The sequence below is a fragment of the Frateuria terrea genome (assembly GCF_900115705.1).
GTDB classification, from domain to species: domain Bacteria; phylum Pseudomonadota; class Gammaproteobacteria; order Xanthomonadales; family Rhodanobacteraceae; genus Frateuria_A; species Frateuria_A terrea.
The window spans coordinates 176246-191659 of the sequence record NZ_FOXL01000005.1 but is presented as its reverse complement, the minus strand read 5'-3'; the positions used below and the strand labels follow the sequence as shown (position 1 = coordinate 191659).

Annotated in this window: 15 protein-coding genes; 5 read left to right on the top strand and 10 right to left on the bottom strand. The window is 67.2% G+C overall.

From position 1 onward, the window contains the following. Positions 1-56: 56 nt before the first annotated feature. The 6 genes from phoU to rnt all read right to left on the bottom strand — a co-directional run bounded on the left by phoU (position 57) and on the right by rnt (position 5503). Entirely contained in the window at positions 57-779 is a 723-nt protein-coding gene (phoU, locus tag BMZ38_RS10060) for a phosphate signaling complex protein PhoU (RefSeq protein WP_091336983.1), read from the bottom strand. Between the two features lie 86 nt (positions 780-865). Then, on the bottom strand, positions 866-1678 hold the full coding sequence (pstB, locus tag BMZ38_RS10055; protein WP_091336982.1) for a phosphate ABC transporter ATP-binding protein PstB: 813 nt from the start codon (positions 1676-1678) through the stop codon (positions 866-868). Further along, positions 1671-2537 (bottom strand): phosphate ABC transporter permease PstA, encoded by an 867-nt coding sequence (gene pstA / locus BMZ38_RS10050; protein WP_091336981.1) that lies wholly within the window; start codon positions 2535-2537, stop codon positions 1671-1673. The genes pstB and pstA overlap by 8 nt, the downstream gene beginning before the upstream one ends. Next, positions 2537-3556, bottom strand: a complete 1020-nt coding sequence (pstC, locus tag BMZ38_RS10045; RefSeq protein ID WP_091336979.1) for a phosphate ABC transporter permease subunit PstC — start codon at positions 3554-3556, stop codon at positions 2537-2539. The genes pstA and pstC overlap by 1 nt, the downstream gene beginning before the upstream one ends. A gap of 117 nt (positions 3557-3673) precedes the next feature. Next, complete coding sequence (pstS, locus tag BMZ38_RS10040; RefSeq protein WP_091336977.1) at positions 3674-4708, bottom strand: phosphate ABC transporter substrate-binding protein PstS; 1035 nt, start codon at positions 4706-4708, stop codon at positions 3674-3676. Between the two features lie 135 nt (positions 4709-4843). After that, the gene (gene rnt / locus BMZ38_RS10035) at positions 4844-5503 is read right to left on the bottom strand and encodes a ribonuclease T (protein ID WP_091336975.1); all 660 of its coding nucleotides are present in this window, start codon (positions 5501-5503) and stop codon (positions 4844-4846) included. Between the two features lie 193 nt (positions 5504-5696). On the opposite strand from rnt, the gene BMZ38_RS10030 reads away from it, so the two are divergent. From BMZ38_RS10030 to BMZ38_RS10020, 3 genes are all read left to right on the top strand, one after another. Continuing rightward, positions 5697-6947: a porin gene (locus BMZ38_RS10030; RefSeq protein WP_091336974.1), complete on the top strand. Its 1251-nt coding sequence runs from the start codon at positions 5697-5699 to the stop codon at positions 6945-6947. Between the two features lie 310 nt (positions 6948-7257). Then, positions 7258-7683, top strand: a complete 426-nt coding sequence (locus tag BMZ38_RS10025; protein ID WP_091336972.1) for a protein tyrosine phosphatase family protein — start codon at positions 7258-7260, stop codon at positions 7681-7683. Positions 7684-7725: 42 nt separating this feature from the next. Next, positions 7726-8511, top strand: a complete 786-nt coding sequence (locus BMZ38_RS10020) for a sulfite exporter TauE/SafE family protein (RefSeq protein ID WP_091336971.1) — start codon at positions 7726-7728, stop codon at positions 8509-8511. A gap of 1 nt (position 8512) precedes the next feature. On the opposite strand, the gene nth is transcribed toward BMZ38_RS10020, so the two are convergent. The 3 genes from nth to metG form a co-directional block, all read right to left on the bottom strand. After that, positions 8513-9151 carry an endonuclease III gene (gene nth / locus BMZ38_RS10015; RefSeq protein ID WP_091336969.1) on the bottom strand — a complete coding sequence of 213 codons (639 nt, stop codon included), beginning with the start codon at positions 9149-9151 and terminating at the stop codon, positions 8513-8515. Further along, the gene (locus BMZ38_RS10010) at positions 9148-9756 is read right to left on the bottom strand and encodes an RnfABCDGE type electron transport complex subunit B (RefSeq protein ID WP_091336967.1); all 609 of its coding nucleotides are present in this window, start codon (positions 9754-9756) and stop codon (positions 9148-9150) included. The genes nth and BMZ38_RS10010 overlap by 4 nt, the downstream gene beginning before the upstream one ends. Positions 9757-9821: 65 nt before the next feature. Further along, positions 9822-11906 (bottom strand): methionine--tRNA ligase, encoded by a 2085-nt coding sequence (metG, locus tag BMZ38_RS10005; RefSeq protein ID WP_091336966.1) that lies wholly within the window; start codon positions 11904-11906, stop codon positions 9822-9824. Positions 11907-12114: 208 nt separating this feature from the next. Here metG and panD point away from each other — a divergent pair, with 208 nt between their 5' ends. Both panD and pgi read left to right on the top strand, forming a co-directional pair. Further along, entirely contained in the window at positions 12115-12501 is a 387-nt protein-coding gene (panD, locus tag BMZ38_RS10000; RefSeq protein WP_091336963.1) for an aspartate 1-decarboxylase, read from the top strand. A 128-nt stretch (positions 12502-12629) separates the two neighbouring features. Further along, positions 12630-14255: a glucose-6-phosphate isomerase gene (gene pgi, locus BMZ38_RS09995; protein ID WP_091336961.1), complete on the top strand. Its 1626-nt coding sequence runs from the start codon at positions 12630-12632 to the stop codon at positions 14253-14255. A 34-nt stretch (positions 14256-14289) separates the two neighbouring features. On the opposite strand, the gene queG is transcribed toward pgi, so the two are convergent. Beyond that, the gene (gene queG, locus BMZ38_RS09990) at positions 14290-15390 is read right to left on the bottom strand and encodes a tRNA epoxyqueuosine(34) reductase QueG (RefSeq protein WP_091336960.1); all 1101 of its coding nucleotides are present in this window, start codon (positions 15388-15390) and stop codon (positions 14290-14292) included. Between the last annotated feature and the right edge of the window lie 24 nt (positions 15391-15414).

The window sequence follows — 15414 nt, the reverse complement described above, 5'->3', positions numbered from 1 at the left end:
GTTCTTCGCCAGGCCCGGCCGCGCCGTGGTGCGGCGGGCGGGAGGGAAAGCCAGCCTCAGCCGCCCAGCCTGGGCATCTCCGGATTCGAGGTCAGGTCGCGCTTGTCCCGCTGCTTGTCCAGCGGTTCGCCGTACACCTGGTACCACAGGTTCTCGGCGATGTTGGTTGCGTGGTCGCCGATGCGCTCGATGTTCTTGGCCATGAACAGCAGGTGCGTGCACGGCGTGATGTTGCGCGGGTCTTCCATCATGTAGGTCAGCAACTGGCGGAAGTAGCCGGTGTAGGCCTCGTCCAGTTCGGCGTCGCGCTTCCACACCTGGTAGCCCTGTTCGGCATCCTGCCGGGCGTAGGCAGACAGCACGTCGCGTACTTCGGCGGCCGCCAGCTTGGCGAGCAGCCCCAGTCCCCTGGTCGGTGCGATCGGCGCGACCATCGACAGCGGAATCGAGCGCTTGGCGACGTTGGCGGCATAGTCGCCGATGCGTTCGATGTCGGAGGCAATGCGCAGTGCGGTGAAGACATTTCTCAGGTCGCCTGCCATCGGTGCGCGCAGGGCGAGCAGGCGAATGACGTCATGGCCGATTTCCTGCTCCAGCGTGTCGATGGCATCGTCGTTGGCGACCACGCGATTGGCCGCCCGGTCGTCGCGGCGCTCGACCACGTCGATGGCCGCCTCGAGCTGCGCGGCGGCCAGCTCGCCCATGCGCACGATCTCGCCGGTCAGGCGCGCCAGTTCGCTGTCGTAGCTTTTGATGATGTGGTCTTTGGAGGTCGTCATGGTGGGTGTCCGTGCGGGTGGGACAGGGTTTCGCGGCGTGGCCCCTCACCCCGGCCCCCTCCCTGGTGGGGAGGGGGGCAGATGGGTCAGCCGAAGCGGCCGGTGATGTAGTCCTCGGTCTGCTTCTTGCCCGGCTTGGTGAAGATCTTCTCGGTATTGTCGAACTCGATCAGCTCGCCCAGGTACATGAAGGCCGTCTGGTCGGACACGCGCGCCGCCTGCTGCATGTTGTGGGTGACGATGACGATCGTGTACTGGGTCTTGAGCTCTTCGATCAGCTGCTCGATGCGGCCGGTGGCGATCGGGTCGAGTGCGGAGGTCGGCTCGTCCAGAAGCAGCACCTCGGGTTTCAGGGCGATCGCGCGCGCGATGCAGAGCCGCTGCTGCTGTCCGCCGGACAGGCCCAGTGCGTTCTGCTTGAGCTTGTCCCTGACCTCGTCCCACAACGCCGCGCTGCGCAGCGCCTGTTCCACGCGCTCCTCCATGGCCTTGCGCGACAGCTTCTCGTGGTGGCGGATGCCGTAGGCAACGTTCTCGAAGATCGTCATCGGGAACGGCACCGGCTTCTGGAACACCATGCCGACCTTGCCGCGCAGGCGGTTCATCGAATAGCGGGGATCGAGGATGTTCTCGCCGTCCAGTTCGATCGAGCCCCTGGCCTCGAGCTTGGGGTAGATGGCATAGATGCGGTTGAAGATGCGCAGCAGGGTGGACTTGCCGCAACCCGATGGCCCGATGATCGCCGTGACCTGGCGCTCGGGAATATCCATGCTGATGCCTTTGAGGGCATGGAAGCCGTTGTAGTAGAAGTGCACGTCGCGCACCTTCAGCTTCGGCTCGGCCACGGCAGCCTCTCCCACCGGCTGCACCTGATCGAAACGGACGTTGGGTTCAGTCATGGGACACCTTGTTGCGGGAGAACGCCAGGCGCGAGGCCAGGCTCAGCAGCAGCACGAACATCGTGACCACGAACGCGCCGGCCCAGGCCAGCGCATGCATGGCCTCGCCCGGATCGTTGGCGTACTGGTAGATGACCTGCGGCAGGCTGGCCATCTTGTCCAGCGGGCTGAGCGCCATGTAGTTGTTGCCAAAGGCGGTGAACAGCAGCGGTGCGGTTTCGCCGCTGATGCGCGCCAGCGCCAGCAGCACGCCGGTGATGATGCCCGAGCGCGCGGCGCGGATCAGCACCTGCATGGTCAGCTTCCACTGCGGGATGCCGAGCGACAGCGCGGCCTCGCGCAGCGTCGCCGGCACCAGGCGCAGCATCTCGTCGGTCGTACGCACGATCACCGGCAGCGCGATCAGCGCCAGCGCGATGCCGCCGGCCAGGCCGGAGAACGAGGTATTGCCGTGCGTGATCGCGGTACTCGGCAATACGACGATGGTGTAGACGAAAAGGCCCAGCACGATCGACGGCGCCGACAGCAGGATGTCGTTGAGGAAGCGGATCGACTCGCCCAGCTTGGTGCGGTTGGCATACTCGGCCAGCCAGGTCCCGGCGGCCACGCCGATCGGGGTGGCGATCGCGATTCCGATGGCATTGATGATCAGGCTGCCGACCATCGCATTGGACAGGCCGCCGGTGTCGCCGTATGCGGTGATCGTGGTGAACAGCTTGAGGTTCAGCGCGGCGATGCCCTGCTGGACGGTATCCCACAGGATCCATGCGAGGAAGCCCAGGCCGATTGCGGTCGCGGCCAGGCTCAGCAGGATCGCCAGTGCGTTGGTCACGCGGCGGCGCAGATACAGCGTTTCCATCAGCGGCCCTCCTTGATCGCGAGTCGGCGCAGCATCAGGCGCGCAATCAGCAGCACGATGAAGGTCACCACGAACAGCAGGAAGGCGAGCGCCATAAGCGCCGACTTCTGCAGGCCGACCGCCTCGCTGAACTGGTTGGCGATGGTCGAGGCGATCGAAGCGCCCGGATCCAGCAGCGAGGCGGACAGGTTGAGCGTGTTGCCGAGCACGAAGGTGACCGCCATGGTTTCGCCCAATGCACGGCCCAGGCCGAGGAAGATGCCGCCGATCACCGCCGAGCGGGTGTAGGGAAGGACGATGTCCCACACCACTTCCCATGTGCTCGAGCCCAGCGCGTAGGCCGACTCCTTCAGACGCGTGGGCACGGTCATGAAGACCTCGCGCATGACCGAGGAAATGAACGGGATGATCATGATCGCCAGCACGATGCCGGCGGTGAGCACGCTGGCGCCGAACGGGTAATCGGTGGAAAACAGCTTGCCGATGAAGGGCAAGTGGTCGTACACCCACGACGGGTGGTCGCCGTCGGGGTTGTTGCCCAGGTAGGCGGTCAGCCAGGGCTTGATGTGTTCGGCAAAGAACGGGGCGAACAGGAACAGCCCCCACATGCCGTAGATGATCGAAGGGATGCCCGCCAGCAATTCGATCGCCGAAGCGATCGGTGTACGCAGCCAGCCGGGCGCCACCTCGGTGAGGAACAGGGCGATGCCGAAGCTCACCGGCACCGCCAGCACGACGGCGACCAGCGACGTCACGACCGTGCCATACACCGGTACCAGCGCGCCGTAGGTGTCCGTGCCCGGATCCCATGCCGGACTGACCAGGAAGTGCCAGCCGAAGGTCGAGAAGGCATGGCGCCCGCCCCACAGGGTGGCGAACGCGGCACCCAGCAGCGCTGCCAGCACGAGCAGCGCACAGCCCTTGAGCAGCCAGGCGAACCAGCGGTCGTTACGGGCATCGAGCCGGCTGCGCACGTCCTGGTCGGGGGGCGGTGCAGCGACGGAGGGCAGGCTGGACATGGTCAGCTTCGGTCCTTGCGTGGAACGGATGATCAGGCGTCTTCCATCAACGGAAAGCCGCCCCGGGTCATCGGGGCGGCCGGAGGGCCGGCGCGGTCGCCCGCGCCGGTCAACGCCTTACTTCTGGAAATCCGAAGCCCAGTAGGCTTCGATCTTCTGCACCAGGCTCGGCGGCAGCGGGACGTAGTCCAGCGCCTGCGCCTGGGGCTGGCCGTTGGCGTAGGACCACTTGAAGAAGTCGAACACCACCTTGGTGTGTTCGGCGTTCTTCGGCTTCTTGTACATGATCGCCCAGGTGGTGGCGGTGATCGGCCACGCATTGGCGCCCGGGGCGTTGGTCATGATCAGGTTGAAGTCCTTCGCACCGGCCCAGTCGGCGGTCGCCGCCGCGGCGGCGAAGCCGGCGGCGTCGGGCTTGAGCACCTTGCCAGCCGCATTCTTCATGTCCACCCAGGCGATCTTGTTCTGCTTGGCATAGGCGTATTCGACGTAGCCGATGGAGCCGGCGATCTGGCGCACGTACTGCGAGACGCCCTCGTTGCCCTTGCCGCCCACGCCGGTCGGCCACTTCACCGAGGTGCCGAACTTGACCGAGCTGCCCCAGGCCGGGCTGACCTTGCTGAGGTAATTGGTGAAGTTGAAGGTGGTGCCCGAGCCGTCCGAGCGGTGCACGACGGTGATGTGCTTGGAAGGCAGCTTGAGCCCCGGATTCAGCGCGGCGATCTTAGGGTCGTTCCAGTTCTTGATGTTGCCCATGAAGATCTCGGCGAGCGTCTGGCCGTCGAGCTTCATCTGATCGGCGGAAACACCGGAGATGTTGACCACCGGCACGATGCCGCCGACCACGATCGGGAATTGGCCGAGGCCGTACTTGGCGAGGTCCTCGCTGCTCATCGGAGCGTCGGACGCGCCGAAATCGATGGTGCCTTCCTTGATCTGCGCGATGCCGGCGCCGGAACCAACCGACTGGTAGTTGAGGTGGTTGCCGGTCTTTTCGGCATAGGCGGCGGACCATTTGGAGATCACCGGATAGACGAAGCTCGAACCGGCGCCGGTGATGTCGGTGGCGCGGGCGGTATTGGCGCCCAGCAGCGTGGCGGCGGCCAGCACGGCGGCCGTACCGAGGCGGGAAACGGTAGTGGTTGCGTTCAACACGGTCGGTCCTCTTGAGAGTGTGCGTCGCGGGTGGATTCCCGGCGGGACGCATTTGAGGTCAGGCGTGTTGCAATGAAATGAGATGAATGTTGCAGGGTGATGACACGTTGCGCGCAACCGTCACGAAATGGCTCAGCTCAAGGTCAGTCCGACCTGGTCGCGTTCGAGCGTTTCCAGCCTGCGCCAGCGGTTGACGATAGCGCAGAAGAGCTCGGCGGTCCGCTCGGCATCGTAGATGGCCGAGTGCGCCTCGCGCCCGTCGAACGCGTGGCCGGCCGCCTGCACGGCCTTGCTCAGCACGGTCTGCCCATAGGCCAGCCCGCTGAGCGTGGCGGTGTCGAAGCAGCTGAAGGGGTGGAACGGGTTGCGCTTGTGTCCGGTACGCCTCACCGCGGCGTTGAGGAAGGCGAGGTCGAAGGCGGCGTTGTGGCCGACCAGCACGGCGCGCTGGCATTCGCTCTCGCGCATCGCCAGGCGGACCGGATTGAAGACGTGGTCGAGCGCCTGGCGTTCGGAAAGCGCGCCGCGCAGCGGATTGTCCGGGTCGATTCCGGTAATCTCCAGCGAACGCGGATCGATGCGCGCGCCGGGGAAGGGCTCCACGTGCGTGAACGCCGGCGGTCGCGGGTGCAGGTAGCCCTCGCCATCCATCCACAGGGTCACCACCGCGATCTCCAGCAGCGCGTCGTGCTCGGCGTCGAATCCGCCGGTTTCCACGTCGACGATGACCGGCATGAAGCCGCGGAACCGCTGGCACATGCGGCTGGCCATGCTGTTGCTGACATATTCCATCGGACAAGCATATCAGCGCCTGTCATGCGGCTCGCGAAGCCCGCGTGGGCAGCCCAGGCACGCGCTGTCTTCGTTCTGTCACACAACCGGCATGGAACCGTAAACGAAGCGACGCATCCTGCCGCCCATCCCAGCTTGGCCATCCGGATCGAAGGGGGCGGTCGAGGGGTTCCTACCAACAGTGGAGAGACACATGCGTTCGAAGATGCTCGTGGTGGCGATCGCCGCCGGTTTGGGCCTGGCAGGCGCCGGCGTGCATGCCGCACCGGCCCCGCAGGATGCGCAGTCGACGCGCAGCGTCGAGGTCGAGCAGCTCAAGGCCCAGCTGGCGGCCCTGCAAGCGAAGGTCGACGAGCTGGAGCAGCGCACCGATGCGCAGTCGGACATCAACGTGAGCACCGGCCAGAACATCGAGGCCCTGCAGAAGACGCAGACCTCCTCGGCCTCCTCGCTGGACAAGGCGCTGGCGGATACGAAGTTCTCCGGCAAGATGTTCTTCGATTTCAGCAACATCGACCAGAAGAACAGCGACACCGGCAAGACCGACGCCTCGGGTACGGGCCTGGACGTCAAGCGCTTCTACCTGGGCGTGGACCACCAGTTCAACGACATCTGGTCGGCCAACCTGACCACCGACTTCAACTACGTCAGCTCCGACGGCGAGACCAACCTGTTCGTCAAGAAGGCCTACGTGCAGGGCAAGTTCGACCAGGCGGCCGTGCTGCGCATCGGTTCGGCGGACATGCCGTGGATTCCGTTCGTGGAGAACTACTACGGCTTCCGCTATGTCGAGAACACCCTGACCGATCGCCTGAAGTACGCCAACTCGGCCGACTGGGGCGTGCACCTGGGTGGCGACATCGGTGCCAACAAGGTCGCCAACTACGCGGTGTCGGTGGTCAACGGCGGCGGCTACAAGAATCCGGGCCGCAGCAAGGGCGTGGACATCGAAGGCCGCGTGGGCTTCGTGCCGTTCGAGGGCATGATCGTCGCGGTCGGCGGCTACAGCGGCCACCTGGGCAAGGAGACCGAGAGCATCGACACGCCGCATACCGCCCAGCGCGGCGACGTGATGGTGGCCTATGCCGACAAGAAGGTCCGCGTGGGCGCCGAGTACTTCACCGCCAAGGATTGGGGCAACCTGGTGCTGAGCCCGGTAGGCGACAAGGCCGACGGCTACTCGTTCTGGGCCTCGTATGCGCTCACCGACGACGTCGCCCTGTTTGGCCGCTACGACAACGCCAAGCTGAGCAAGGACCTGGATGGCCAGGCCAAGGACGTCTACTACAACCTCGGCCTGCAGTACCAGGTGGCCAAGGGCTTCAAGCTGGCGGCCGTGTGGAAGCACGAGAAGGCCGATCATTCGGTCAGCGATCCGGTGCCGCCGCATGTACAAAACGTCAAGACGAACGAAATCGGCGTGTTCGGCGAGGTCGCGTTCTAGTCGGGCGCTGCCTTTGGCGGCCCTTGAAGAAACCTTCACGCGGCGCGTGGATCATTAGCCGGGTGTCAAGGAGCGGTTATCGGAAGGGAGTTCTACCCAGGGAGGGACGACGGCGGGCCGCAAGCCCGCCGTTATTTTTTTCCATCCCCGGACGTTTCATTCCTTGCGCGAATCCTTAGCGCGCAGGAGTCACCCTACCCGGACGGAATCTGCACGCCCGGCGCACGGCCAGGCGACAGGGCCGGTGCAGCAGGCACGAGCCTGCTGCTAAGGTCGCGTCGCCGCCTTCGGCGCCACCGGAGCCCCAGCCATGCACATCCGCAAGCTAACCGACGAAGTCAGCGTCTCACCGCAGATCCTGCCTGGGGAACTGGCCGACCTCGCCGCCGCCGGCTTCCGCAGCGTCATCAACAATCGGCCGGACGGCGAGGTCGATGAGCAGCCGGACAGCGCCGCGATGGCGGCGTCCGCCGCCGCACATGGCCTGGCGTATCGCTACATCCCGGTGGTGCCGGGGCACTACGAGCCGGAGGTGATCGATGCGATGGCGCAGGCGCTCGACGAACTGCCCGCGCCGGTGCTCGCCTTCTGTCGCACCGGGACGCGATCGACATCGCTGTGGGCATTGCAGGCCGCCCGCGGCACCGAGCCCGAGGCGCTGGTGAAGGTGGCCGGCGACGCGGGCTACGACCTGGCCGCGCTGGCGCCGCGGCTACGGGCGATGCGGCATGGTTGAGTCGACGCCGGCACATTCCCCCCGCGCGCGGCGCGGATCGCGATGAGCCTGTCGCCCGAAGCCGGCGAACTGCTGGCGGTGCTGTGCGGCTCGGTCGTGGGTTTTTCGCTCGCGCTGATTGGCGGCGGCGGCTCGATCCTGGCCACGCCGCTGCTGCTCTACGTCGTTGGCGTGCGCGACCCGCACGTGGCGATCGGCACCAGCGCACTGGCGGTATCGGCCAATGCCTTCGCCAACCTGCTCCCGCATGCGCGCGCCGGCCACGTGCGCTGGCGCGCCGCATTCGTGTTTGCCGCCGCCGGCGTGTTGGGCGCCTGGCTCGGGTCCAGCGTCGGCAAGGCGATGGACGGCCATCGCCTGCTGGCGCTGTTCGCGCTGCTGATGCTGGTGGTGGCGTTCCTGATGCTGCGCGGAAGGCGCGCCGGCGGAGCGGACCGCTATCCCTTGCCCAGCACCTTGCCGCGGCTGGGGGCGGTAGGCCTCGGTGCCGGCGGCCTTGCCGGTTTCTTCGGAATCGGCGGCGGCTTCCTGATCGTGCCGGGGCTGATGTTCGCCAGCGGCATGGAGATCATCAACGCGATCGGCACCTCGCTGTTCTCCGTGGGCACCTTCGCGGCGACCACTGCGGGCAACTATGCGGCCTCAGGCATGGTCGACTGGCGCATCGCCGCCGAGTTCATCGGCGGCGGCGTGGTCGGCGGCTGGCTCGGCGCCCTGGGCGCGCATCGCCTGGCCGGCACACGCGGCGCGCTCAACGTGGTCTTCGCCGGCGTGATCGTGCTGGTGGCGATCTACATGCTCTACCGCTCGTCGACGCAAGGCGCGTGAGCTACGCCGGTGGCGTCTTGTGCTTGTACTGGCACAGGTCGCGGATGGGGCACGCCGGACAGTCGGGCTTGCGCGCCTTGCACACGTAGCGGCCGTGCAGGATCAGCCAGTGGTGGGCGTCCTTCTTGAACTCGGCCGGCACCACTTTTTCCAGCTTGTCCTCGACCGCCCGCACGTCCTTGCCGGGCGCCAGGCCGGTGCGATTGGAGACGCGGAAGATGTGCGTGTCGACCGCGATGGTGGGCTCGCCGAAGGCCGTGTTGAGCACGACGTTGGCGGTCTTGCGGCCCACGCCGGGCAGGGCTTCGAGCGCCTCCCGGGTACGTGGCACTTCGCCGCCGTGCTGCTCGACCAGGAGGCGGCAAAGCGCAATCACGTTCTTCGCCTTGGCGTTGTACAGGCCGATCGTGCTGATGTAGCGCTTGAGGCCTTCCTCGCCCAGCGCCAGGATGGCCCGCGGCGTGTTGGCCTTCGGGTAAAGCTTGCGCGTGGCCTTGTTGACGCCGACGTCGGTGGCCTGCGCCGAGAGCACCACGGCGACCAGCAGCTCGAATGGCGTGCGGTATTCCAGTTCCGTGGTCGGGTGCGGGTTGAGCTCGCGCAGTCGCGTGAAGAGCTCGACGATATCGGCGCGCTTCATGCCTTCGAGTCCTGCCTGGCACGGGCGCGGGCGAGCGCGGCGAGCACCGGGCTCTGCGGGGTGGCGATCGTATCGACGGCGGCCTTGCGCGCGGCCAGCTCGGCCTCGCGTCCGGCACGTTCGCGGGCCAGGCGCGCCTCGCGGCGCTGGAAGTGCGTGCGCGAGGCGTCAGCGTGTGCCGGATCTTCCACCTGCTCCCTCGGCATGGGCTCGAGCACGATGCAGTCGACCGGGCAGGCCGGCACGCACAGCTCGCAGCCGGTGCATTGGTCGGGCAGCACCGTATGCATCAGCTTGGCGGCTCCGACGATGGCGTCGACCGGACAGGCCTGTATGCACTTGGTGCAGCCGATGCAATCGGCTTCGACGATGCGCGCGAGCGTGCGCGGCTTCTCCACGCCATGCCCGGGATCGAGCGGCAGCACGGGGGCACCCAGCAATGCCGCCAGCTTGGCGATGCCCGCCGCGCCGCCGGGCGGGCAGCGGTTGATCGGCGCCTCGCCGCGCGCCATCGCTTCGGCGTACGGACGGCAGCCATGGAAGCCGCATTGCTCGCACTGCGTCTGCGGCAGCAGGGCATCGAGGCAGTCGGCGAGGGTGGGCATGGCGGTATGCGAGCGTGTCGTCGTGGTGCTGTCGCCAGGGCGACGAGCCCCGGCCTGAAGTCCGCTCAGCGAACGGTGGCGCCGGGCCTGGCGCCCTGGTCGGCATCCAGCAGGAACAGGTCACCGCCGCCTTCGCCGGCCGACAGGATCATGCCCTCGGAAAGGCCGAAGCGCATCTTGCGCGGCGCCAGGTTGGCGATGAACACCACGTTGCGGCCGACCAGCTTGTCCGGCTCGCCATAGGCGGCACGGATGCCGGAGAAGATCTGCCGCATGCCCAGTGGGCCGGCGTCCAGTTCAAAGCGCAGCAGCTTGTCCGAACCTTCCACGAACTCGCAGGCGGCGACCTTGCCGATGCGCAGGTCCAGTTTGGCGAAGTCTTCGATGGAAATGGTGGCGGGCGTGTCGTTGGGTGCGGCAGGTTCGGCCATGGGCTTGCGGGTTTCCTTGGAAGGTTTGGGTGCGGCGCCCGGGGTGGCTGCGAGCGATTCCTTCGAGGCTTCGATCATGGCCTCGATGCGCTTGGGATCGATGCGGCCCAGCAGCGGCTCGAACGGCCCGATCGCGTGGTTGTGCAGCTCCGCGCGTGCATCGTCGAAATCGGCGATCGGCGCATCGAGAAAGGTCTCGGCGGCCGCGACGGTGGCCGGCAGGATCGGCTTGAGCAGCCCGGCGAGCAGGCGGAACGCGGCGATGGCGAACGAGCACACTTCGTGCAATTCGGCGCGGCGCGATTCGTCCTTGGCCATCGACCACGGCGCGGTGGCCGCGATGTGGCCGTTGACCAGGTCGGCCATGAGCACGAATCGGCGGGTGACCTCGGCGAAATCGCCGGCGTCGTAGAGCGCGTCGATCCCGTCGTAATGCTCCAGCAGCGTGTTCCAGAGCGCCTGACCGGCGGCGCCGAATCGCGTGGCCAGGCGCCCGTCGAAGAACTTGTGCACGAAGCCGGCGGTCCGACTGGCGATGTTCACCCACTTGCCCACCAGGTGCGAATTGACGCGTTCCTCGAAGGCCTTGAGGTCGAGGTCCACATCCACCGGGGCGTCGTCCAGCATGCTGGCGAAGTAGTAGCGCAGGAACTCAGGGTTCAGGCCGGCGTCGAGGTAGGTGCGCGCCTGGATGAAGGTGCCGCGCGACTTGGACATCTTGGCGCCGTTGACGGTCAGGTAGCCGTTGACGTGCAGTGCGGTGGGCGTGCGGAAACCGGCGCCGTGCAGCATCGCCGGCCAGAACAGGCCGTGGAAGTTGATGATGTCCTTGCCGATGAAGTGGTGCATCTCGGCGCGGCTGGACGGGGCCAGGAAGTCGTCGAACTTCAGGTTGGTGCGGTCGCACAGCGCCTTGAAGCTGGCCAGGTAGCCGACCGGCGCGTCCAGCCAGACGTAGAAGAACTTGCCCGGCGCGCCGGGAATCGGGAAGCCGAAGTAGGGCGCGTCGCGGGAGATGTCCCAGTCCTTCAGGCCGCCGTCCAGCCACTCGCGCAGCTTGGCCGCGACGCCGGCGTTGGCCACCGGCTTGCCTTCGGTGTAGCGGCCGGCGAACCAGTCGCGCAGCAGCGCTTCGAACTTCGACAGCTCGAAGAAGTAATGCTCCGAATCGCGCAGCATGGGGGCGGCGCCGGAGACCACCGAGTAGGGCTCGAGCAGGTCGGTCGGCGCGTAGGTGGCGCCGCAGTTCTCGCAGTTGTCGCCGTACTGGTCGGGCGTGCCGCAGCGCGGGCAGATGCCCTTGATGTAGCGGTCCGGCAGGAACATTTCCTTTTCCGGGTCGAACAGCTGCTTGATGTCGCGCCGCGCGATGAACCCGCCGTCGCGCAGGCGTGTGTAGATCAGCGTCGCCAGTTCGCGGTTTTCTTCGGAATGGGTCGAGTGGTAGTGGTCGAAGTGCACGCCGAAGCCCGCAAAGTCGGCCTCGTGTCCCGCGCGGATGCCCTGGATGAAGGCCTCCGGCGTCATGTCCGCTTTCTGCGCGGCCAGCATGATCGGCGTGCCGTGGGCGTCGTCCGCGCACACGTACGCGACCTCGCTGCCCGCCATGCGCTGCGCGCGTACCCAGATGTCGGCCTGGATGTAGCCCAGCAGGTGGCCCATGTGCAGCGGGCCGTTGGCGTAGGGCAGGGCGTTGGTGACGAGCAGGCGGCGGGTCATGGCGGAGTGGTTTCGGCGGAATCGCGCATTATGGCATGCGGCGGCTGTACGACCTCTTGTTTGGATGGCCGAACGCCTGATCGCGGGCATGGCGTCCACGGTCTCCCAGGGCCCCCCGGGAACGGCGCCCTGGCCCAATGTTGCGATGCAGCGTCAGGGGTTCGATAATTGGCAGACGCAGGCTGTTCCTGCCGGAAACACATCTGTCATGCACCTGAACATGCTCAAGGCCAAGATCCACCGCGCCACGGTGACCCACGCGGAGCTGCACTACGAGGGCTCGATCGCGATCGACGGCCTGTTGCTGGATGCCTCGGGCATCCGCGAGTACGAGCAGATCCACGCGTGGAACATCAACAGCGGGCAGCGCTTCGTGACCTATGCGCTGCGCGCCGAGGAAAGCTCCGGGATCATCTCGGTCAACGGCAGCGCCGCGCGCAGCGCGCAGGCCGGCGACCTGATCATCATCGCCGCCTTCGTGCAGCTCAGCGAGGCCGAGCTGGAGAAATTCCAGCCGATGCTGGTGTACGTCGATGCGGCCAACCGCATCAGCCACACCAACCGCTCCATCCCCAAGCAGATGGCGGTCGCCTGATACTGCGGTGACCGCCGCTTCCCGTCGGCGAAATGCGCGGCGGGTGGCGGTGGTACAAGCTTCACCCGACGTGCTCCTCACGCGCGCTCGGCTTAAGATGCAAGGCTTCCCCGCCAGCGCGTCTGCCCATGCCAGCCAACGTCCCGACGTACGCCTCGCTGTTTGCCGACCATGCCCGCCGTCTTTCGCAGAGCCACCTGCGCACGCTGATCGCCGACCCGGCCCGCGGCGCGCGCCTGCGCCATCGCGCCGGGCCGCTGCTGCTCGATCTCAGCCGGCAGAAGCTGGACGTGCCGGCGCTCGACGCGCTGGGCGCGCAACTGGACGCCAGCGGCTGGCAGGCCGCGCGCGACGCCATGTTCGCCGGCGACCCGATCAATACCTCCGAAGGGCGCGCGGTGCTGCACACGGCGCTGCGCGCCGGCGGTTCGTCCCTGCCGTCGCCCGCACCATCCGAGGCGCAGCGCGAGATCGAGGCGACGCTTGCGCGCATGGGCGAACTGGTCGATGCCGTCCACGACGGCCGGCAGGAGGCGCTGGGCCTGCCGGGCACCGTCACCGACATCGTCAACATCGGCATCGGCGGCTCCGACTTGGGACCCCGCCTGGCGGTCGCCGCGCTGGCGCCGTTCCGTACGCCGAAGGTACGCAGCCATTTCCTCACCAACGTCGACGGCCAGGCCGCCTACGACCTCATCAACCGGTTGGATCCGAGGACAACGCTGGTGGTGATGGTGTCCAAGACCTTCACCACGCAGGAGACGCTGCTCAACGGCAACGTGCTGCGCGGCTGGATTTCCGAGGCCTGCAACGGCGACGAGCGCGCGGTGGCGCGGCACTTCCTGGCGGTAAGCGCCAACACGGAAGTGGCCGGAAGCTGGGGCGTGCCGCTCAGGCAGATCTTTCCGATGTGGGACTTCGTCGGCGGGCGTTACTCGCTGTGGTCGGCGGTCGGCCTGTCGCTGGCGCTGGCGATCGGTATGCAGGGCTTCCGCGCCGTGCTGGCCGGTGGCGCGCACATGGACGACCACTTCCGCAGCGCGCCCTGGCAGCAAAACCTGCCGGCATTGCTGGCGCTGACCGAGATCTGGAACCGCGACGTGCTGGGTTATCCCACGCGTGCCGTGGTGCCTTACGCCGACCTGCTCGGCGACCTGCCCAGCTACCTGCAGCAGCTGGAGATGGAAAGCCTGGGCAAGTCGGTGACGCCGCAGGGCGCACCGGTCGGCCAGCCGACCGTGCCGGTGGTGTGGGGCAGCGTGGGCACCAACGCCCAGCACGCCTACTTCCAGGCGCTGCATCAGGGCACCGAAGTGGTGCCACTGGACCTGATCGGCATCGTCAACCCGGCGCATCCGCTGCACGGCAACCACGACGCGCTGCTGTCCAACCTGCTCGCACAGGCCGCGGCGCTGGCGCTGGGCAAGACCTTCGACGAGGCGCTGGCCGAGAGCCCCGCTGACCGCACGCTGGCGGCGCAGCGTACTTTCCCGGGCGATCGCCCCAGTTCCGTCCTCCTGCTGGACGCATTGACTCCCGAAAGCCTCGGCGCGCTGATCGCGCTGTACGAGCACAAGGTGTTCCTGCTCGGCCACCTGTGGGGCATCAACGCGTTCGACCAGTGGGGCGTGGAGCTGGGCAAGAGCATTGCGCGGCAGATCCTGCCGGCGCTGCGCGGCGAGTCGTCCGATGTGCCGCCGCTGGATGCGGCCACGAGCGCATCGATCGGAGCGATCCGGGAACGCCGCAGCTGAAATCGCAGTCGGCTTCGGCCCGCCGTTTGGGTGGCTACGAAGCGGCAGGCTGGGGCCCGCCCTCCAGGATCCGTTCGCCGTGCCGCGCCAGCGCCCAGGCGACGTGCTCGCGGACGATGCGAGATGCGGCGTGTTCCCGCGTACGCAGCGTCGCCACCACTTGCGCCGACGAGGGCGCGTTGCCCAGTGCCACCGCGATGTTACGCAGCCAGCCTTCGTAACCGGTGCGCCGGATCGCCATGCCTTCAGTGCGGCGCAGGAACTCCTGCTCGCTCCAGCCGAACAGCTCCGCCAGCTTCGCGCCGTCCAGGCTATGGCGCGGGGCAAAGTCCGGCTCGGTGGCATCCTGCGCGAACTTGTTCCAGGGACATACCAGCTGGCAGTCGTCGCAGCCGAAGATGCGGTTGCCCATCGGTGCGCGCAGTTCCTCCGGAATCGAGCCCTTCAGTTCGATCGTGAGGTAGGAAATGCAGCGCCGCGCGTCGAGCCGGTAGGGACCGAGGATCGCCTGGGTCGGACACACCTCGATGCAGCGCGTGCAGGTGCCACAGTGCGCGGTGGCCGGTGCGTCGACCGGCAGCGGCAGGTCGGTGTAGAGCTCGCCGAGGAAGAAGTACGAACCTGCGTCCTTGTTGATGAGCACGGTGTGCTTGCCGATCCAGCCGAGCCCTGCGTTGCGCGCCAGCGCTTTCTCCAGCACCGGCGCCGAATCGACGTAGGCGCGGTAGCCGAACTCGCCGATGGCGGCGCGGATGCGTTCGGCAAGCTTCTGCAGGCGGTTGCGCATCAGCTTGTGGTAGTCGCGGCCGAGCGCGTAGCGGGCCACGTAGCCAGCCTCGCCGTCGTTCAGCACATCCCAGGCGTGGCGGGTTCCGGGCGCGCGGTAGTCCATGCGCACGGAGATCACCCGCAGCGTGCCCGGTTCCAGCTCGGCCGGACGGCTGCGCCGGGTGCCGTGGCGGGCCATGTAGTCCATCTCGCCGTGCAGGCCCTCGCCCAGCCAGTGCTCCAGATGCGTCTCGTCCTCGCCCAGTTCCACGCCGCTGATCGCGGCCTGTGCGAAGCCGAGCTCCAGCGCCCACTGCTTGATGTCGCGCGCCAGCAAGGCGTAATCGGGGGAAGGAACGACGGACATGGGGACATTGTAGGCGCCGGGCCG